Here is an 18,712-nt window from a genome sequence, read left to right as displayed (position 1 = left end):
GGAAAGCCCTGGTCAGACCCTCGGCGGGGCGGTCAGCGGCCGGAGAGCTCGTCGACCGCGGTGCGGACGTCGTCGCTGGTGATCGTGGTGAGGTCGGCGGAGCTGGCCGACTCGCCCCGCGAGGCCAGCGCGGCCAGCCGCACGTCGCGGCGCATGGCCGCGCGCTCGAACAGCGACCTGGCGAAGCGGCCGTTGCCGAGCCCGTCGATCAGCCGCTCGCCGCACACCCAGGTGAACACCTCGTCGAGGTCGCCCAGCGCCTCCTCGTCAAACCGGTCGCCCGCCTGCTCGGCCAGCAGCACGGCGATCTCCGACAGCTCGCGCGGCGCGTAGCTGGGGAAGGTCACCCGCTGGTTGAATCGGCTGGCCAGGCCCGGGTTGGAGGCCAGGAAGACGTCCATCTCGCGCTGGTAGCCGGCCAGCACGATGACGAGCCGGTCGCGGTCGTCCTCGGCCCGCTTGAGCAGCGTCTGCACGGCCTCGGCCCCGAACGCGTCGCCGCCCGAGTAACCGGGATTGACCAGGCTGTAGGCCTCGTCGATGAACAGGACGCCGCCGAGCGCCCGGTCGACCAGCTCGTTCGTCTTGATCGCCGTCGCGCCCAGGTGCTGGCCGACCAGGTCGGCGCGGTGCGCCTCGACCACGTCGGGCCGGGCCAGCAGGCCGAGCGCGGCGAACACCCGGCCCACGACGCGGGCGACGGTCGTCTTGCCGGTGCCGGGCGGGCCGACGAACACGAAGTGGCGCGTCTGCGGCGGCGTCGGCAGCCCGCGCTCCTGGCGCATCCGGGCCACCTGGAGCTGGGCGGCGATCGCGTGCACCTGCCGCTTGACCGGGGCCAGCCCAGCCATCCTGTCGAGGTCGGCCAGCGCCTCCTCCAGCGTGGGCGTGGCCACGTAGCCGCGGAAGCGGGCCGTCAGCTCGTCGAACGCCTTGGTCACGTCGGCGGTCGTGGTCGTCACCAGGTCCTCGGTGGTCGGGGTGCCGCCCGCGCCGACCACGCGCACGTCACGGGCCTGGGCGGCGGCCTCGACCAGGCTGCGCGCGAACCGGGCGTTGCCCAGCTCGTCGACCAGGCCGCGCCGCTGCACGTCCTCGAACATGCCGAGCAGCGCCGCCCTGGCCTCCGGGCGCATGGTGTCGCCGCGCTGCCGCTGGAGCAGCTCGGTGATCTCGGCCAGCTCCCCGGCGGAGTAGGTGGGGAAGCGCACGCGGGTGGCGAAGCGGCTGGCCAGGCCGGGGTTGCTGGACAAAAACGCGGTCATCTCCTGCTCGTAGCCGGCCAGGATGATGATCAGCCGGTCGCGGTCGTCCTCGGCCCGCTTGAGCAGCGTCTGCACGGCCTCGGCGCCGAACCGGTCGGGCTGGCCGTCGGAGGAGTTGATCAGGCCGTACGCCTCATCGATGAACAGCACGCCGCCGAGCGCCCGGTCGACCAGCTCGTTCGTCTTGATCGCCGTCGCGCCCAGGAACTCGCCGACCAGGTCGGCCCGCTGCCCCTCGACCACGTACGGGGTCTCCAGCAGGCCGAACGCGTAGAAGATCTTCGCGAGGGTCCGGGCCACGCTGGTCTTGCCGGTGCCGGGCGGGCCCAGGAAGACGAAGTGGCGGGTGGGACGCCCGGCCGTGTAGCCCGCCTCGGCGCGCAGCCGGGACGCCTCGATGGAGGCGGCGATCGAGCGGACCTGCTCCTTGACCGGGGCCAGCCCGATCATGCCGTCGAGCTCGGCCAGCGCCTCCTCGACGGAGATCTGCGGCAGCGCGGGCGCCTTGTCGGCCACCGGCTCCGGCCTGCCCTCGCGCGCCCGTACGCGGACCTGCTCCTCGGCGGTCAGCTCGGACCTGGCGCGGCGGGCCAGCAGGAAGCGGTAGCCGAGCACGGCGGCGGCGGCGCCGTAGGCGACCCAGACGGCCAGGCTCTCGGAGACCAGCGAGACGGCGGCGGCCAGCGCCCCGGCGGGCACCAGCGCCAGCAGCGCCGTCACCCAGGGCGCGACCCACCGGATCAGGTGCGCCCCCGCAGCCACCGGCAGCGCCAGCAGCAGGAGCAGCGTCGAGGTGAACGGTGCCTGAAACAGCAACTCGAACACGGGCAGCAGGCACGCCCATGCGGCCACCACCAGCAGCGTCGCGGCAGCGCGCGGGAAGTGCAGCGCCAGCGCGACGAAAGAGAGCACCGCAAACGTGATCAAGAAGGTCTTGTCCGGCGCGCCACCGAGCGCCACCGACAGGCCGACGGAGCCCACCAGGACGACCACGTACATCACACGGCGGGCGGCCGGCGGAAGCCGGAAATAGCGCACGCGCACCTGTTCGAACAGATCCCGCACCCCGGCCCGCCCCGCCGCCCGGGTCCTGCTGGACTCCTGCATCACGCCTCCCCGGTCCGCCCCTGGTTATACCGCACCGGGCCGTCGATTGGGCGGACCTGACACGCTAGGTGGAGCTGACGAAAGCGGCGATGTGCCGGCCGAGTTCGGCGCCCGCGTCCTCCTGGAGGAAGTGGCCGGCGCCCGTGATGACCGGATGGGCGCGGCCGGCCGCCCCCGGCATGGACCGGCGCAGGACGGGCGCCATCCCGGCGGTGATCGGGTCGCCGTCGGAGAAGGCGACGAGAAAGGGCCGGTCAAGCGTGGTGAGGACCTGCCAGGCGGCGCGGTTGGCGGCCGAGGCGGGGTTGTCCGGCGCGTACGGCACAAGGCCGGGCATCGCCCGCGGGCCCGCTTTGTACGACTCGTCCGGGAAGGGGGCGTCGTAGGCGGCGCGTACCTCCGGCGGCAGTCTCGTGGCGCAGCCCGATTGGACGAACCTGGCGATGTCCAGCTCCGGCGCGGACGCCACCGCGTCCTTGAACCGGTGCCACACCTCCGGCATGGGATTGTCACCGGTCGGCAACCCTGTGTTGGCGGCGACGATCCTGGCCACGCGTCCGGGGTGCTCGGCGGCCAGGCGCAGGCCGATCAGCCCGCCCCAGTCCTGGCCGACGAGGGTGACGCCGGTCAGGCCGAGCGCGTCGTACAGCAGGGCGCGCGTCCACTCGACGTGCCGGGCGTAGCTGTGGTCGCCCTGTTCGGCCGGTTTGTCGGAGCGGCCGAAGCCGATGAGGTCCGGCGCGATCGCGCGCAGCCCGGCGGCGGCCAGCTCGCGCATCACGTCGCGGTAGAGGTACGACCAGGACGGCTCGCCGTGCAGGAGCACCACCGGCTCCCCGTCGGCGGGCCCCGCCTCGGCGTAGGCCATCCGCAGCCCGTCGCCCACGTCGGCGTAGCGGGCCTCGTACGGGAATCCGGGCAGATCGGCGAACCGGTCGTGGGGGGTGCGGAGGATTCGCATAGAACAAGATTCTATGCAGCGGCCCCGGCGCCGCCCAGGGATCAGGCCGCGAACGGTATTCCGGATCAACCGATACCGCTACACCCATCGGGTGACATGGCCTAAGCTGCCACGCAAGTTCATGCGGGCCCGCTTGCGCACGGATCGGCCTGCAAGGAGGTCCATGACCGTCACCCAGGCCGCGCCCCTCGCCCGCCGCGCCGACCACGAACCCCGGGACAACCGCTGGGCCGTCCTGGTCCTGCTCTGCCTGAGCCTGCTGCTGATCACGGTCGACGCCACCGTCCTGCACATCGCGGTCCCCGCCCTCACCGCCGCCCTGGAGCCGTCGGCGGTGCAACTGCTGTGGATCGTGGACGTCTACTCGCTGGTCGTGGCCCCGCTGCTGATCATGTTCGGCTCGCTCGGCGACCGCTACGGGCGCAAACGGCTGGTGCTGGCGGGGTTCGTGCTGTTCGGCCTGGCCTCGGCGGCGGCGGCCCTGTCGACCACGCCGCTGGCGCTCATCCTGTCCAGGGCGGCGCTCGGCGTCAGCGGCGCGATGATCATGCCGGCCACGCTGTCGCTGATCCGCCAGGTGTTCACCGACCGGCGCGAGCGGACGATCGCGCTCGGCGTGTGGAGCGCCGTGGCCGCCGCGGGGGCGGCCGTGGGCCCGCTGGTCGGCGGCCTGCTCGTCGGCTGGTGGTGGGGCGCGGTCTTCCTGGTCAACGTGCCGATCCTGCTCGTGCTGCTGCCCGCCGCCGTGCGCCTGCTGCCGGAGTCGCGCGGGCGCGCCGGTCACCCGTGGGACGCGCCCAGCGCCGCGCTGTCGGTGCTGGGCATCCTGGCGCTGGCGTTCGGGCTGAAGGAGGCGGGCTCGGGCAGCCTGATGCCGTTCGGCGCGGCCGTGGCGGTGTTCCTGACCGGGGTGGCGCTGCTGGTGTGGTTCGTCAGGCGGCAGACCCGGCTGGCCGCGCCGCTGCTGGAGGTCGGCCTGTTCCGGCGGCGGGCGTTCACCACCGGGGTCGCCGGGGTGCTGCTGGGCGTGTTCGCGCTGGTGGGGCTGCAGCTCATGCTGGCGCAGTACCTGCAGCTCGTGCTGGGCGACAGCGAGATCCGGGCGGCGCTGCGGATGCTGCCGCTGGTCGTCTCGGCCGTCGCCGGCGGGCTGGCGGCGGCGCACCTCCTGCCCCGCCTCGGCATGCGCGCCACGATGAGCGGCGGCCTCGGCCTCGTCGCCCTCTCCTTGACCCCGACGCTGACCTGGGGCGTCGAGAGCCATCCGGTCATGCTGGCCTGCTGCTTCGTGGGCATCGGGTTCGGCGTCCAGGTCGCGCTGCTGGCCGCGTCCGACACGATCATGTCGGCGGCTCCCGAGTCCCAGGCGGGCGGCGCCGCCGCGATCGAGGAGACCGCCTACGAGCTGGGCGCCGGTCTCGGCGTCGCCGTGCTCGGCACGATCACCACCATCGTGTACGCCCCCGCGCTGCCGGCCGTGCCCGGCGTCCCCGGCGCGGACATGGACCAGGCCAGGCAGTCGCTCGCCGGCGCCGCCCACGTGGCCGACCGGGTCGGCGGCAGCGCCGGCCACGCGCTGCTCGACGCGGCCCGCTGGGCCTTCGTCAACGCCCTGCACACGACCGTGGTCGTGAGCGTCGTCCTGCTCAGCCTGACCGCCGTCGCCGTGGCCATGCTGCTGCGCCGTGATTGAGGTGTGTGATGTCCCGATTAGGGCAGACAACAACCGTGAGACAGGCCCTCCGTGATCTCGCCGCGCTCGTCGCCCGTGTGGGCGTGGGCGGCATCTTCTTCGCCAACGGCTGGCGCAAGCTGGAGATCGGCCTGGCCCAGACCGGGGTCCAGTTCCAGTCGCAGGGCGCCCCCGCGCCGCGGGCCTGGGCCACGATCACCATGATGACCGAGCTGATCGGCGGCGCGCTGCTGATCGCCGGGCTGCTGGTGTCGGTGATGGGGCTGATCCTGTTCGCCGAGGCCGTGGCCGTGCTGACGGTCGCGCCGCCGCTCAACCCGATCACGCTCAACGAGCTCATCCTGCTGGGGGCGACCTCGCTGCTGCTCGCCGTGGTGGGCGCGGGGCGGCTCTCGGTGGACCACATGGTGGTGATCCGGCGCAGGGAGTCGGAGGCGGCCGGCGAGTTCGCGGCCGACCAGGAGGCCGACGCGGTCATCGCCAGCCTGCGCGACCCTGACGCCCCGCCCCGCCCGTCCACCCCCTCGCACCCGGCCACCCCATCGCGCCCGGCCGCCCCGCCGGAGCAGGCCGACGACCCCGCGCCACCGCCCAGGACACCGCCCAGGACACCGCCCGCCGCCAAGGGCGCGCCGGCAGCCAGGGGCAAGCCCTCGGCCGAGCCCGCGCCGGACGACACGGCCCCGCACCCGCGACCCGGCCGCACGGACCCCGAGCCCGCCGGTGAGCCCGGCCCCACCCCCGGCGACACGCTGGTGGCCGGGCGGAAGAAGCCGCCCGCGCGGGGCCGCCGGACGACCTCGCCCGACTAGGCGGCCGGCGCCGGGGCGCGCTTCTTGAGCGGCCTGATCACGCCCTGGGTGAGCGCGATGGCCGCCAGGATGATCAGCGCCCCGACCGGCTGGTTCCACGTCAGGCCCTCGTCCAGCACGAGCACGCCCGACAGCGCCGCGAACACCGGCAGCAGGTACGTGACGGTCGAGGTCGTGGTCACCCCGGCCTGCTTCTGCACCCAGTAGAGCAGCAGGTACGCCACCCCGGTGCCGAGCCCGCCGAGCGCCAGCAGGCTCCACCAGACGTCCGCGGCCACGTCGGTGTCGACCAGCGGCACCCCGGCCAGCAGCGTGATCACCCCGAGCTGCGCGGTCCCGCTGAGGAGCTGCCCGGTGGCCAGCACGACCGGCGGCTCGCTGCGCCGCCCGGTGACGAACCGCCCCAGGTACGCGCCCCCGATCCCGTAGCACAGGGCCGCGCCGAAGCAGGCGAGGCTGCCGCCGAGCTGCCCGCCGCTGATCGGCTGCCACACGCCCAGCACCACCATCACGCCCGCGAACCCGGCGCCGAGCCCGGCCATCCGCCCGGCGGTCGGCTTCTCGGCCCGCAGCAGCAGCGTGAAGGCCAGGGTGCACAGCGGCGTGGTCGCGTTCCAGATCGACGCGACGACGGAGGACACGTACTGCTCCCCGTAGGCGAACAGCGTGAACGGGAGCGTGGTCAGCACCACGGACGCGACCTGGAAGTGGCCCCACAGCCGGGGGTCGCGCGGCAGCGCGCGGCGGCTGACGGCCAGCGCGGCGAGCAGCACGGCGGCGCCGACGGCCATCCGCCCGAACGACACCTGCAGCGGATGCAGCTCGGTGACGGCGACCTTGATGAAGAAGAAGCTGTTCCCCCAGACGGCCGCCAGCACCAGGAACGCCGGCAGCCACCTCCCTGCTCCGTTGCCGCGCACCCGCGCCCTCCCTGTCATCAGAACCAGGAGGAGCGTAACGACCCACACAGATCCAAAACGATAGGGATATTTCCCTATTTATGGTCGCGCCACAGCGCCCTCAGGCACTGGCGCCGGCCATGACGCGGTCGACGATGCCGCGGGTGCCCTCCTGCCGGGCGCAGTGGGCGCAGCAGTACCAGTGCTCGCCGGACTGGACGCCGTGGCCGATGACCTTGGTGCCGCAGTGCTCGCAGATCGGCGCCATGGCCTGGATCGCGCACTGGAAGGAGTCGAACGTGTGCACCGCGCCCTGGGCGTGCACCTCGAAGGACATGTCGTAGTCGTTGCCGCAGTTCTCGCAGACGGCCATGGTGATCCCCCTTGATCTCGGAGCGCCGGTGGCATTCCGCGCTCAAGGGTTTCCTCTCCCCGATGCGGCGCCCTATTCAGGACCCCGGGAAGCGACGGCCAGGACGACCAGCGGCAGCGCCAGCAGCCCGATGGCCGCGAGCGCGGCGGGCAGGCCGAACCAGGCGGCGAGCGCGGCCATGAGCAGCGGGCTGACCACGAAGCCGGTGTAGGAGATGGCCGACAGGGCGGAGACCTGCGTGCCGGTGGGGTCGCCGGCGGCGGCGCGGCTGAGCATGGCGGGCACCACCGGGCCCAGCGCCAGCCCGGTCAGCGCGAACCCCGCCAGCGACAGGGCGGGCGTCCCGGCCAGGCCCGCCAGCGCGATGCCGCCGCCTCCGCCGAGGCCCGCCACCAGGTAGAGGGCGCGCTCCGGCAGGCGCGGGAGGGCGTGCACGACGAGCCGGCCGGCGGTGAGCGCGGCCATGTAGGCGGCGGGTGCGGCGCCGGCCAGCAGCGGCGAGGCGCCCTGGTGGGTCTCCAGCAGCAGCGCCGACCACTGCTCGACGGCGTTCTCGACGGCGAGCACACCGGCCGCGAGCACGCCGAGCACGACCGCCGCCGTCCAGCGCCGCCGGTGCCCGTCGCCGCCGGAGGGGGCCGGGCCGCGGCCGGGCGGCAGGGCGAGCGCCGTCGCCGCCGCGGCCAGCATGATCGCGGCGGCGGTCACCAGCACCGCCGTCGTCCCGGCGCCGAGGTCGCGGGCCAGGCCGGTGGCGGGCGCGGCGACGATGACCGCGACGGGGAAGGCGGCATGCACCGGCTGGAAGAGCCCGCGCCCGCTCTCACGCTCGGCCCGGCCGGTGGCCAGGTTGAGCGCGATGTCCAGCGCGCCGCTCGTCGCGCCGACCGCGAGCAGCGCCGCCGCGAGCTGGGCGGGCGTGTCGACCCGGCCGACGGCCAGCACGCTCAGCGCGAACAGGGCCGAGCACAGCGCCAGCGCGCCCCGCTCGCGCCCCCGGGCCAGCCGCCCGGCCAGCGCCATCGCCGGGATCGCGCCCACCGGCGTGGCCGCCAGCGCCAGCCCGAGACCGGCCGTGGACGTGCCGAGGTGCTCCTTGACCGCGGGCAGCAGCGCCGACCAGGACCCCCAGAAGACGCCCCAGGCCGCGCACACGGCGACGAGCGGCGGGAGCGGATTTCTCATCCCCTGGATTGTCACATCCGGCCGCCCCGGAACCGTCATTGTGCACGAACCCGCCCGATTCCGGAGGTGTGCGCTGCCTCAGCGGCCGTCGCCGTCCGCGCGACGCCCGGCAGCCCCTAGAAAGGGGCGCGGACCCGCAAATGCCTTGAGCGGCCCCGCAAGCGGGCGCTAGGTTGTCGGCAACCACCCGTCAAGCGGCACGGCGCACACTCGCGCTGTGACCACCGGGGAAGGGGCCGACGATGCGACGAGTGCGGATCAGCAAGCCGGCGAGCAGCCGGCGCCCGGACCAGAACGCGGATCAGAACACGGATCAGAACACGGACGCCGACCTGCGGACGCCATCAGGCCGCCGACTTCCCTACTGACACACCGCTTACACCCGTCTTACAGAGGTATCTGTAGATAACATAGGTAACAAGAACATCACGGGGGGCTCACGTTGAAGAGGCTAGTGGCAGTGCCGCCGCGCGTCGCCAGGCACAAGATCCGCGACATCGGCTCGGCAGGCCGCCGCCATGTCCAGGGACGCGATCCCAAGGTCGTCGACCTGCGCGCCTACACGGGCCGCAATGTGATCCGCTTCCCCGGCGGCCCGGCTCCCGCCGCCTAGCTGTAGAGCTTCTTGGTGTAGGAGGCCTCCGTGTAGTAGGACTCCAGCTCGGCCAGCGACTCCTGCGTCACCTGCACCTCCTTGACGAGGGCGGCGTGGGAGGGCAGCGGGTCGGGGCCCCACTGCTCGGGCTTCCACAGGGCGCTGCGCATGAGCGCCTTGGCGCAGTGGAAGAAGATCTGCTCGATCTCCACGACGAGTGCCAGCTTCGGCCGGTGTCCCTTGACGATCATCTCGTCGAAGAACGGCGCCTCGCGGATCAGCCGGGCCCGGCCGTTGACGCGCAGCGTCTCGTTGCGGCCCGGCAGGAAGAAGATCAGCCCGGCGTGCGGGTTGGACAGGATGTTGCGGAACCCGTCGGCCCTGCGGTTGCCGGGGCGATCGGGGATGGCGATCGTGCTGTCGTCGATCACGTACGTGAAGCCGGCGGGGTCGCCCTTGGGCGAGACGTCGCAGTTGCCGTCGGCGTCGGAGGTGGCGATCAGGCAGAACGGTGAGGCCGCCAGCCACTGGCGGTCACGCTCGTGCAGGCGGGTGCGCTCCTTGGTGGCCGCCCGCGGCATCACCTCGCCCAGCAGCTCGCGCAGCTCGTCTTCGGACCGGATCTCCGCCCAGCTCATTTGTTCTCCCTTCGGGGGGCCGGCGACCATTGTCGCAGGGCCCCTCACATCACCAGCGGCGGGCCACCGCCATCGCGTTGAGCAGCGGGTCGCGTTCGGCGGCGAACCGGTCGGGCGGCAGGTGCTCCCGTTCGGCTCGCAGGTGGAGCATGACGAGCTCGGTGGCCGCCTGCTGGTAGTCGCTCATCGCGCGGCCGAGCCCGGCGGCCCTGGCCTGGCGGCGGGCGGTCCGGCGGGCGGGGATGCTGGTCAGCATGCGGATGTCGGCGTCGGTGACCAGCCCGGTCCGCTCGTAGCCGGGCAGGTAGGCGCCCATCCGGGCGACCAGGTGGCGGCGCTCGCGCGCGGTGATCCCGATCAGCGCGACGAGCGCCACCATGATCACCAGGTACGCGCCGCCGAGCCAGGCGAGTGAGCCCGTGACGGCCGCGCCGTTCCAGAGCCCGTGCAGGAAGACCGCGCCGAGGTAGCCGAGCGGGATCGCGGCGTAGCGGGCGGCGTTGCGCCGGGTCAGCGCGTACGCGACCCCGACCCCGATGAGCGAGGTGTAGATGGGGTGCCCGAGGGGGTCGATCAGCCCGCGGATCACGAAGAGCTGCAGGGCCGCGCCGACGCCCTCCTCGCCGAACGCCGTCAGGTAGTAGCCGACGTTCTCCACGGCCGCGAACCCGAGTCCGGCCATGGACGCGTACACGATGCCGTCGGTCAGCCCGTCGATCTCCCGGCGGCGGCGCAGGAGCAGCACCAGCGCCGCGCCCTTGAGCGCCTCCTCGATCACCGGCGCGAGGAAGACGGCGCCCATCGCGTCGACGGTCTGCGTGCCGTAGCCGGCGCGGGCGAACAGCGCCTGCCCGGCCACGGTGAGCGCGATCGCGATCACCACGGCCACGCCGGCGCCCCAGGCGAAGGCGAAGGCGAGGTGGAGCTTGGGCTCGGGCTCCAGCCGGTCGAGGGAGAGCACGGCCGCCAGCAGCACGGGCAGCGGCGCCACGGCCAGCACGGCCGACAGGCCGAACCCGGCGGGACCGCCGGCCACCAGCAGCACCACGAGCACGCCGAGCGCCAGCAGACTGGAGATCACCAGGGCGATGATCAAAGCTTTGCTGGGACGCTGGGCGAGCATGACGGAGCGTGTCGGAACGGTCATGCACCCACTATGGCGGGCCCGGTTGCCGTTCACTTGCGGGGTAGTGAGTGGTCATGAGGATGTTGTACGAGCGTTGGCTGCTGGAGATGTGGAACGGCGATTTCGAGCTCGCCCACGAGCTGGTCACCCCGGACTTCGCCGGGCACTGGCCGGGCCGGGAGGTGCGCGGCCCGGCGGAGCTGGTGGAGGTGCTGCGACAGGGGCACGAGCCGTTCGCCGACGTGTCCGTCACGCTCGACGTGGGGCCGGTGGTGGACGGCGACCTGGTGGCGGCCAGGTGGACGTTCGCCGGCTCCTACCGGGGCGGCATGCCGGGCGCGACGGCGGCGCCGGGCACCCGGATCGCCTTCAGCGGCCACGATCTCCTGCGGGCCGAGGGCGGCCGGTTCGCAGAATACTGGGTCATCTCCGACGTCCAGACTTTCGCCAGGCTGCTCGGCATGGGCTGACCCCTTGCCAGACGGGTCAGAGAGGCTTACGATCCGCGTAATTGTTAGGAAACTTTCCTTAAAGAAGGGTTCCGTACGTGCGCCGATTAGCCGCCCCCCTGATCGCCGTGCTCGTGATCGTCGCCCTGTGCGCTCTTCCCGCGCAGGCAGCGAGCCGCCTCGTCGCCGTCTTCTCCCTCTCCGGCACCACCGGGACGTTCGTCGTCAGCAACCCCGGCACGACCTCCGTCACCGGCTGGTCGATCGTCTTCGACCTGCCCGCCGGGGTCACCGCGAGCAGCCCCCAGAACGCCACCCTCCGCCAGACCGGCACGAAGGTGACGCTCACCCCCGCCTACTACATCAACACCATCCAGCCGGGCCGCAACACCGAGCCGTTCAGCCCCAAGTTCTCGCTGAGCGCGGCCGCCCAGCCCGCCAACTGCACGATCAACCGGGCCAACTGCGACGGCACCGGTGAGGAACCGCCCGCCCCGCCGCCGGTCAGCGCCACGTACGAGGTCACCGGCAGCTCGGCCAAGTTCGTCGTCGCCAACAACGGCACCGCCGCGCTGAACGGCTGGTCGATCGTCTTCGACCTGCCCGAGGGCGTCACCGCGAGCAACGCGCAGAACGGCTCGCTCAGTCAGAGCGGCCGCACGGTGACCCTCACCCCCGCCCACTACAACACCAACGTCGCGGCGGGCGGCACCACCGAGCCCTACAGCCCGGCGTTCACCGTCAGCAGGTCCGGCGCCGAGCCGACGAGCTGCCGCATCAACGACGTGAACTGCGACGGCACCCCCGACGCACCGCCCGGCGCGCCCGGCAACCTGCGCTCCCCGGTCAAGACGACCAAGACCGTCTCCCTGGCCTGGGACGCCGCCACCCCCGGCAGCCTGCCGATCACCGGGTACGAGGTCTACAACGGCACGGAGCGGGCCATCACGGTCACCGGCACCACCGCGACCGTCACCGGCCTGACCCCCAACACCTCCTACACGTTCACCGTCAAGGCCAAGGACCGCAAGGGCACGCTCTCGCCGGCCTCCTCGCCGGTGACCGTGCGGACCAACAACCCGGCGGACGACACCCAGGCGCCCACCGCCCCGGGCAACCTCCGCAGCACCGGCAAGACCTCCTCCAGCGTCACGCTCGCCTGGAACGCCGCCACGGACAACTCCGGCGTGGCCAGCTACGAGGTCTACACCGGCACCACCCTGGCGACCACCGTCACCGGGACCACCGCGACGGTCTCCGGGCTGTCGCCGTCCACCAAGTACACGTTCACGGTCAAGGCCAGGGACCTGTACGACAACATGTCGCCGGCCAGCGCCGCCGTCGAGGTGACCACCGCGGACATCGTCGAGAACGGGCACGCCCGCGTCGGCTACTTCGTCCAGTGGGGCATCTACGGCCGCCAGTACTTCGTGCGCAACCTCGACACCAGCGGGGCCGCGGCCAAGCTCACCCACATCAACTACGCCTTCGCCAACATCGACCCGGTCAACCTGACCTGCCTGCAGGGCGTCACCAAGGGCACCACGCAGAACCCGCAGGACCCCAACCAGGGCGACGGCGCCGGTGACGCCGAGGCCGACTACGGCAGGCCGTTCAGCTCCGCGCAGTCGGTGGACGGGGTGGCCGACACCGGCTGGGAGAAGCTGCGCGGCAACTTCAACCAGCTCAAGAAGCTCAAGGCCAAGCACCCGCACCTGAAGGTGCTCATCTCGCTGGGCGGCTGGACGTACTCGAAGTACTTCTCCGACGTCGCGGCCACGGACGCGGCGCGCAAGAAGTTCGTCTCCTCCTGCATCGACATCTACATCAAGGGCAACCTGCCCGTGTACAACGCGGCGGGCGGACCGGGGACCGGGGCCGGCATCTTCGACGGCATCGACCTCGACTGGGAGTGGCCGGGCGCCGAGGGGCACCCGGGCAACCACATCAGCCCGCAGGACAAGGAGAACAACACGCTGCTGATCGCCGAGTTCAGGCGGCAGCTCGACGCGCTCACCCAGACCACGGGCAAGCGTTACGACCTGACGGCCTTCACCCCGGCGGACCCGGTCAAGATCGAGGCCGGCTGGGACCTCCCCGAAGTCGCGAAATATCTGGACATCTTCAACGTCCAGGGCTACGACTTCCACGGGGCCGGCAGCGACAACTCCTGGGAGCCGAACCGGACCGGCCACCAGGGCAACCTCTACCTCGACGCCGACAGCCCGTACAACCCGGACTTCAGCGTGGAGAAGGCCGTCGACGTCTACCTGGACGCGGGGGTCAACCCGAGGAAGATCACCATCGGGCTCGCCTACTACGGCCGCGGCTGGCAGCAGGTCGCCGACGGCGGCAAGTCCGGCGAGTGGCAGTCGGCCGTCGGGGCCGCTCCCGGCCAGTTCCAGGAGGAGGCCGGCACCCGCGGCTACAGCAACCTGCTCGCCTCGGTGCCCGGCTGCACGGTCAGGCACGACGAGGCCGCGGTCGCCACCTACTGCTACACCGGCAACAACGGGCAGTGGTGGAGCTTCGACGACGTCTGGTCGATCCAGAAGAAGACCGCCTGGCTCAAGAGCAAGGGCCTGCTCGGCGCGATGGTGTGGGAGATGTCGGGCGACACCGCCTCCGGCACCCTCACCAACGCGCTGGACGCCGGCCTGCGCCAGTAGAAGCGTGCCGGTGGCGGGTGAATTCCGGGCACCCGCCACCGGCCGTCCGCTCGTGCGAGAGTCGGAGGCATGGACCACCTCGCGCACTTCCGCAAGGAGACCACCGCCTTCGCCGCCGCCGCCCGCTCAGCCGGTGCCGCCCTGGTGCGGACCTGCCCCGGCTGGGCGGTGGCCGACCTCGTCCGGCACCTGGGCGGCGTGCACCGCCACGTCGCCCACCTGATCGCGAACCGGCTCACCGAGCCGCCGGCCTCGCCCGGCCCGGCCGTCCTCGCCCTGCCCGCCGACACCACCGGCTGGCCCCGCCCCGGCCACACCCCCACGACCGGCCCGCTGCCGGACGGCATGGTGACCTGGTTCGCCGAGGGCGCCGCCGCCCTGGCCGAGGAGTTCGCGAGCGCCGGGCCCGGCACCCGGGTGTGGACGTGGTCGCAGGACCAGAGCGTCGGCTTCTGGATCCGCATGCAGGCCATCGAGGCCGCCGTCCACCGCTGGGACGCCGAGGACGCCGCCGCCCCCGCCACCGCCCGACCCGTGGACGGCTCGCTGGCTGCCGACGCGATCGGCCAGACCTTCGAGGTCATGGCCCCGCTGCGCCGGGCGATGGCGCAGGCCCCGCCGGGCGCGGGCGAGACGTACGCCTTCCGCCGCGACGACGGGCCCGGCACGTGGACGGTCCGCTTCGACGGCGACGACGTGCGCCTCACCGAAGGGCCCGCCGACGTGGAGCTCACCGGCACGGCCTCGGACCTGATGCTCTGGCTGTGGCAGCGCGTCAGCGCCGACCGGCTCGCGGTGCGCGGCGACCGGGCCCTGCTCGATCGCTACTTCACCCTCGTCCCGCCGCTCTGAGCACCCGCTCCGGCACAGGCCGGGGGCCCGGGCGCGCGCCCGGGCCCCCGGGTGCCGTCAGCTGCAGCCGCTGGTGGAGCCGCAGCCCTCGCAGACGTAGCAGCTGCCCGCCGGGCGCATCTTGGTGCCGCACGTCATGCAGAGCGGCGCGTCGGCCGTGAAGCGCTGGTGGCTCTCCAGCGTCAGCTCCTTGGACGGCTCCGGCTTCGGCTTCTCCTCGATGGGCGCCGACTGGGCCAGCGCCTCGCGGTCGACCGTCTCCTGCAGCGCCGCCGGGTCCTCGCCGCGCTGCTGCGCCGCCCGCTCGGCCGCCGAGAAGATGCCCAGCGCCGCCCGCTCCTCGTAGGGCAGGTGGTCGAGCGCCAGGCGGCGGAAGATGTAGTCCATCACCGACGTGGCCATCCGGATGTCCGGGTCGTCCGTCATGCCCGCCGGCTCGAACCGCATGTTGACGAACTTGCTCATGTACGTCTCCAGCGGCACCCCGTACTGGAGACCGATGGAGATCGCCACCGAGAAGGCGTCCATGACGCCCGCCAGCGTGGAGCCCTGCTTGGACATCTTGAGGAAGACCTCGCCCAGCCCGTCGTCCGGGTAGGACGAAGCGGTCATGTAGCCCTTGGCGCCGCCGACCGTGAAGCGGGTCGTGGTGCTCGGCCGCTGGTTGGGCATCCGGCGCCGGGTCGGCCGGTTGACCTCGATGACCTTGACCTCGGGCTCGGCGTCCGGCTTGGCCTCGTCCTTCTTGGTGCCGCCGGCCGACAGCGGCTGGCCGACCTTGCAGTTGTCGCGGTAGACGGCCAGGGCCTTGAGGCCGAGCCGCCAGCCCTCCATGTAGACCTGCTCGATGTCGTCGATCGAGGCCGACTCGGGCAGGTTGACGGTCTTGGAGATGGCGCCCGACAGGAACGGCTGCGTGGCGGCCATCATCCGCACGTGGCCCATGGGCGCGATCGCCCGCTCGCCCATCGCGCAGTCGAACACCTCGTAGTGCTCATGCCGCAGGCCGGGGGCGTCGACGACGTGGCCGTGCTCGGCGATGTACTCGACGATGGCCTCGATCTGCTCCTGCTGGTAGCCGAGCTGGCGCAGCGCGCGCGGGATCGTCTGGTTGACGATCTGCATGGAGCCGCCGCCGACCAGCTTCTTGAACTTGACCAGCGCCAGGTCCGGCTCGATGCCGGTGGTGTCGCAGTCCATCATCAGGCCGATGGTGCCCGTCGGGGCCAGCAGGCTGGCCTGGGCGTTGCGGTAGCCGTTCTTCTCGCCGACCTTGAGGCACTCCGACCACTGGCGGGTCGCCTCGGCGTGGATCTTGGCGTCCATCGAGCCGATCGTGCGCAGCCCGTCGTTGGCGGAGGCGTGCTTGCGCATCACGCGCTTGTGCGGCTCGGCGTTGCGGGCGTAGCCGTCGTACGCGCCCACGACCCCGGCCAGCTCGGCGCTGCGGCGGTAGGACACGCCGGTCATCAGCGACGTGATCGCCCCGGCCACCGCCCGGCCGCCGTCGGAGTCGTACGCGTGGCCGGTCGCCATCAGCAGCGCGCCCAGGTTGGCGTAGCCGATGCCGAGCTGGCGGTAGGCGCGGGTGGTCTCGCCGATCTTCTCCGTCGGGAAGTCGGCGAAGCAGATCGAGATGTCCATCGCGGTGATGATCAGCTCGGTCAGCTTGACGAAGTTCGCGACGTCGAAGGAGTTGTCGTCCTTCAGGAACTTCAGCAGGTTGATGCTGGCCAGGTTGCAGGAGGAGTTGTCCAGGTGGACGTACTCGCTGCACGGGTTGGAGGCGGTGATGCGACCGGTCTCGGGGGTGGTGTGCCAGTCGTTGATCGTGTCGTCGTACTGCACGCCCGGGTCGGCGCACTCCCACGCGGCCTTGGCCATCTTACGGAACAGGTCGCGGGCGTCGACGGTCTCGATCACCTCGCCGCTGAGACGGGCGCGCAGCCCGAACTCGCCGCCCTTCTCCACCGCGCGCATGAACTCGTCGGAGACGCGCACCGAGTTGTTGGCGTTCTGGTACTGGACGGAGACGATGTCCTTGCCGCCCAGGTCCATGTCGAACCCGGCGTCGCGCAGCGCGCGGACCTTGTCCTCCTCACGCGCCTTGGTCTCGATGAACTCCTCGATGTCGGGGTGGTCCACGTCGAGCACGACCATCTTGGCGGCCCGGCGGGTGGCGCCGCCGGACTTGATCGTGCCGGCGCTCGCGTCGGCGCCGCGCATGAACGACACGGGGCCGCTGGCGGTGCCGCCGCTGGAGAGCAGTTCCTTGGACGAGCGGATGCGCGACAGGTTGACGCCCGATCCGGAACCGCCCTTGAAGATCACGCCCTCTTCCTTGTACCACTCCAGGATCGACTCCATCTGGTCGTCCACGGAGAGGATGAAGCACGCCGACACCTGCTGCGGCGACTGGGTGCCCACGTTGAACCAGACCGGCGAGTTGAAGGCGAACACCTGGTGGATCAGGGCGTGCTTCAGCTCGTGGTCGAAGATCTCGGCGTCCTCGTCGGTGGCGAAGTAGCCGTGCTCGACGCCCGTGCGCGTGTAGACGCCCACGACGCGGTCCACGAGCTGGCGCAGGCTGAACTCGCGCTGCGGGGTGCCGACGGCGCCGCGGAAGTACTTGGTCGTCACGATGTTGGCGGCGTTGACCGACCAGAACTCGGGGAACTCGACCCCCCGCTGCTCGAAGTTGACCGAGCCGTCGCGCCAGTTGGTCATGACGACGTCACGGCGCTCCCACGTCACGTCGTCGTACGGATGCACGCCGGGCTTGGTGAAGATCCGCTTCATCTTCAGGCCCTTGCGCGGGCGCTTTCCACCGTTTCCTCCGCGCGTGACTGAACCGCTGGCCGTCTCCGTCATGACTCCCCCTTCTCCGCCTTCAACTGAGAGATCTCGGCTTCGAAGTCCGCCAGGCTTTCGAAGCCGCGATATACCGATGCGAAACGCAAATAGGCCACCTCGTCGAGCGCGCGCAGCGGCCCGAGGATCGCCAGCCCCACCTCGTTGGAGGGGATCTCCGCCGCGCCCTTGGCGCGGATGGCCTCCTCCACGCTCTGGCCGAGCTGGGCCAGCGAGTCCTCGCTCACCGGCCTGCCCTGGCAGGCCCGCCGCACGCCCGCGACGACCTTGTCCCTGGAGAAGGGCTCGGTCACCCCGCTGCGTTTGCTCACCATGAGGAGTACGGTCTCCTGGGTGGTGAAGCGTCGCCCGCAGTCGGGGCACGTGCGACGGCGTCTGATCGCCGCGCCGTCCTCCGTGGAGCGGCTGTCGATGACCCTCGTGTCGGGGTGGCGACAGAACGGACAATGCACGCGCGTACGCCTCCTCGGACCCCGGGTCACCACATGCGCCGAACCCGCGCCCCGGTACGCTCGCGCACACTCCACGGCTGTCCGTGGAGCGGTCGCGTAAACACAAGGTGTGGTGAACTACATCGGTGTAACTACTAGATGTTGTGGTCCAACCGTAGAAGCGCGCGACCATGAACGCAAGTTGAGCGACCCCCCGCCGCGGAAGTCGCTGATCAGGCGCGGCACTGCCGCCCTCCCCGGGCGTGTCGCCCCCGGCGATGTCACATCCGTCACCGCAGCGGTCCCCTGTCACGCCGTTTGCGCCCCCGCTCGCGCGTGAACCAGCGTCACACCGCTTCCCCCGTGTGACGCCCTCGCCCCTCAGTTCACGGCGACGCCGGCACGTACAACTTGGTGCCCGTCCGGATGAGCGAATCGGGCAACCCGTTGAGCCGCCTGATCTCCGCCACGATCGCCATCGGGTCCTCACCCTCCCCGGCCATGGCGTCGGCGATCGTCCAGATCGTGTCGCCGCGCTGCACCTCGATCCACGGCGCGCCGACCTGGGCCGGGGTCGCGGGCTCGGCCTCCGCCATGCTCGCCGCCCGCGTCCCCAGCCAGAACCCGGCCAGCGACAGCAGCGCCACCCCCATCACCAGCACCGCCCTCCCCCGCCGCGTCAACCGCACCGGCACCCTCTGCCCTTGCCGCGTCGCCTTGCCTCCCGGCCGCACCGCCTTGCCTCCCCGCCGTGCCGCCTTGCCTCCCTGTCGCGCCAGCGCCGCG

The 18,712-nt window shown here is 72.0% G+C and carries 16 protein-coding genes; 6 read left to right on the top strand and 10 right to left on the bottom strand.

The window, feature by feature from the left end:
• Positions 1-32: 32 nt before the first annotated feature.
• The gene (locus tag AB0J53_RS37495; protein WP_364181135.1) at positions 33-2,372 is read right to left on the bottom strand and encodes an AAA family ATPase; all 2,340 of its coding nucleotides are present in this window, start codon (positions 2,370-2,372) and stop codon (positions 33-35) included.
• Between the two features lie 64 nt (positions 2,373-2,436).
• A complete protein-coding gene (locus AB0J53_RS37490) occupies positions 2,437-3,333 on the bottom strand; it encodes a haloalkane dehalogenase (protein ID WP_364181132.1) in 897 nt (298 codons plus the stop codon).
• A 163-nt stretch (positions 3,334-3,496) separates the two neighbouring features.
• On the opposite strand from AB0J53_RS37490, the gene AB0J53_RS37485 reads away from it, so the two are divergent.
• Together AB0J53_RS37485 and AB0J53_RS37480 are read left to right on the top strand one after the other, a co-directional pair.
• Positions 3,497-5,026 carry an MFS transporter gene (locus AB0J53_RS37485; protein ID WP_364181129.1) on the top strand — a complete coding sequence of 510 codons (1,530 nt, stop codon included), beginning with the start codon at positions 3,497-3,499 and terminating at the stop codon, positions 5,024-5,026.
• A gap of 35 nt (positions 5,027-5,061) precedes the next feature.
• On the top strand, positions 5,062-5,838 hold the full coding sequence (locus tag AB0J53_RS37480; protein WP_364181126.1) for a DoxX family membrane protein: 777 nt from the start codon (positions 5,062-5,064) through the stop codon (positions 5,836-5,838).
• Here AB0J53_RS37480 and AB0J53_RS37475 read toward each other — a convergent pair.
• From AB0J53_RS37475 to AB0J53_RS37465, 3 genes are all read right to left on the bottom strand, one after another.
• Positions 5,835-6,758: a DMT family transporter gene (locus tag AB0J53_RS37475; RefSeq protein WP_364181123.1), complete on the bottom strand. Its 924-nt coding sequence runs from the start codon at positions 6,756-6,758 to the stop codon at positions 5,835-5,837. The two genes, AB0J53_RS37480 and AB0J53_RS37475, sit on opposite strands and share 4 nt — an antisense overlap.
• 100 nt (positions 6,759-6,858) lie before the next feature.
• Complete coding sequence (locus AB0J53_RS37470; protein WP_219508345.1) at positions 6,859-7,110, bottom strand: hypothetical protein; 252 nt, start codon at positions 7,108-7,110, stop codon at positions 6,859-6,861.
• 72 nt (positions 7,111-7,182) lie between these two features.
• Positions 7,183-8,295: an MFS transporter gene (locus tag AB0J53_RS37465; RefSeq protein WP_364181120.1), complete on the bottom strand. Its 1,113-nt coding sequence runs from the start codon at positions 8,293-8,295 to the stop codon at positions 7,183-7,185.
• 442 nt (positions 8,296-8,737) lie between these two features.
• On the opposite strand from AB0J53_RS37465, the gene AB0J53_RS37460 reads away from it, so the two are divergent.
• Positions 8,738-8,908, top strand: coding sequence for a hypothetical protein (locus AB0J53_RS37460; protein ID WP_219508351.1), 171 nt, complete (start codon positions 8,738-8,740; stop codon positions 8,906-8,908).
• Here the strand turns inward: AB0J53_RS37460 and AB0J53_RS37455 are convergent.
• The gene (locus AB0J53_RS37455) at positions 8,905-9,528 is read right to left on the bottom strand and encodes a pyridoxamine 5'-phosphate oxidase family protein (RefSeq protein ID WP_364181117.1); all 624 of its coding nucleotides are present in this window, start codon (positions 9,526-9,528) and stop codon (positions 8,905-8,907) included. The genes AB0J53_RS37460 and AB0J53_RS37455 overlap by 4 nt on opposite strands.
• A 49-nt stretch (positions 9,529-9,577) precedes the next feature.
• Positions 9,578-10,675, bottom strand: a complete 1,098-nt coding sequence (locus tag AB0J53_RS37450; protein ID WP_364181114.1) for a PrsW family intramembrane metalloprotease — start codon at positions 10,673-10,675, stop codon at positions 9,578-9,580.
• A gap of 53 nt (positions 10,676-10,728) precedes the next feature.
• On the opposite strand from AB0J53_RS37450, the gene AB0J53_RS37445 reads away from it, so the two are divergent.
• From AB0J53_RS37445 to AB0J53_RS37435, 3 genes are all read left to right on the top strand, one after another.
• Positions 10,729-11,124 (top strand): ester cyclase, encoded by a 396-nt coding sequence (locus AB0J53_RS37445; RefSeq protein WP_364181111.1) that lies wholly within the window; start codon positions 10,729-10,731, stop codon positions 11,122-11,124.
• A gap of 77 nt (positions 11,125-11,201) precedes the next feature.
• Entirely contained in the window at positions 11,202-13,772 is a 2,571-nt protein-coding gene (locus tag AB0J53_RS37440) for a glycosyl hydrolase family 18 protein (RefSeq protein ID WP_364181108.1), read from the top strand.
• A gap of 69 nt (positions 13,773-13,841) precedes the next feature.
• A complete protein-coding gene (locus AB0J53_RS37435) occupies positions 13,842-14,624 on the top strand; it encodes a maleylpyruvate isomerase family mycothiol-dependent enzyme (RefSeq protein WP_364181105.1) in 783 nt (260 codons plus the stop codon).
• A 57-nt stretch (positions 14,625-14,681) separates the two neighbouring features.
• Here AB0J53_RS37435 and AB0J53_RS37430 read toward each other — a convergent pair whose 3' ends face one another.
• The 3 genes from AB0J53_RS37430 to AB0J53_RS37420 all read right to left on the bottom strand — a co-directional run bounded on the left by AB0J53_RS37430 (position 14,682) and on the right by AB0J53_RS37420 (position 18,609).
• Positions 14,682-17,495 (bottom strand): vitamin B12-dependent ribonucleotide reductase, encoded by a 2,814-nt coding sequence (locus AB0J53_RS37430; RefSeq protein ID WP_219508338.1) that lies wholly within the window; start codon positions 17,493-17,495, stop codon positions 14,682-14,684.
• A complete protein-coding gene (gene nrdR, locus AB0J53_RS37425; protein ID WP_219508337.1) occupies positions 17,492-17,947 on the bottom strand; it encodes a transcriptional regulator NrdR in 456 nt (151 codons plus the stop codon). Before nrdR ends, AB0J53_RS37430 begins: the two co-directional genes overlap by 4 nt.
• A 365-nt stretch (positions 17,948-18,312) precedes the next feature.
• Positions 18,313-18,609 (bottom strand): LysM peptidoglycan-binding domain-containing protein, encoded by a 297-nt coding sequence (locus tag AB0J53_RS37420; protein WP_246645630.1) that lies wholly within the window; start codon positions 18,607-18,609, stop codon positions 18,313-18,315.
• Positions 18,610-18,712: the final 103 nt, after the last annotated feature.

Source organism: Nonomuraea sp. NPDC049725 (assembly GCF_040674795.1).
In the GTDB taxonomy this organism is placed as follows: domain Bacteria; phylum Actinomycetota; class Actinomycetes; order Streptosporangiales; family Streptosporangiaceae; genus Nonomuraea; species Nonomuraea ceibae.
Note: the sequence above shows the minus strand (reverse complement) of the source record. Positions and strands in the feature narration are given on the sequence as shown.

Excerpts from the sequence above, each read along its gene's own strand:
- AB0J53_RS37470 (WP_219508345.1), bottom strand. The coding sequence starts at position 7,110 with ATGGCCGTCTGCGAGAACTGCGGCAACGACTACGACATGTCCTTCGAG.
- AB0J53_RS37465 (WP_364181120.1), bottom strand. The coding sequence starts at position 8,295 with ATGAGAAATCCGCTCCCGCCGCTCGTCGCCGTGTGCGCGGCCTGGGGC.
- AB0J53_RS37435 (WP_364181105.1), top strand. The coding sequence starts at position 13,842 with ATGGACCACCTCGCGCACTTCCGCAAGGAGACCACCGCCTTCGCCGCC.
- AB0J53_RS37430 (WP_219508338.1), bottom strand. The coding sequence starts at position 17,495 with ATGACGGAGACGGCCAGCGGTTCAGTCACGCGCGGAGGAAACGGTGGA.
- AB0J53_RS37445 (WP_364181111.1), top strand. The coding sequence starts at position 10,729 with ATGAGGATGTTGTACGAGCGTTGGCTGCTGGAGATGTGGAACGGCGAT.
- AB0J53_RS37495 (WP_364181135.1), bottom strand. The coding sequence starts at position 2,372 with ATGCAGGAGTCCAGCAGGACCCGGGCGGCGGGGCGGGCCGGGGTGCGG.
- AB0J53_RS37490 (WP_364181132.1), bottom strand. The coding sequence starts at position 3,333 with ATGCGAATCCTCCGCACCCCCCACGACCGGTTCGCCGATCTGCCCGGA.
- AB0J53_RS37450 (WP_364181114.1), bottom strand. The coding sequence starts at position 10,675 with ATGACCGTTCCGACACGCTCCGTCATGCTCGCCCAGCGTCCCAGCAAA.
- AB0J53_RS37485 (WP_364181129.1), top strand. The coding sequence starts at position 3,497 with ATGACCGTCACCCAGGCCGCGCCCCTCGCCCGCCGCGCCGACCACGAA.
- AB0J53_RS37455 (WP_364181117.1), bottom strand. The coding sequence starts at position 9,528 with ATGAGCTGGGCGGAGATCCGGTCCGAAGACGAGCTGCGCGAGCTGCTG.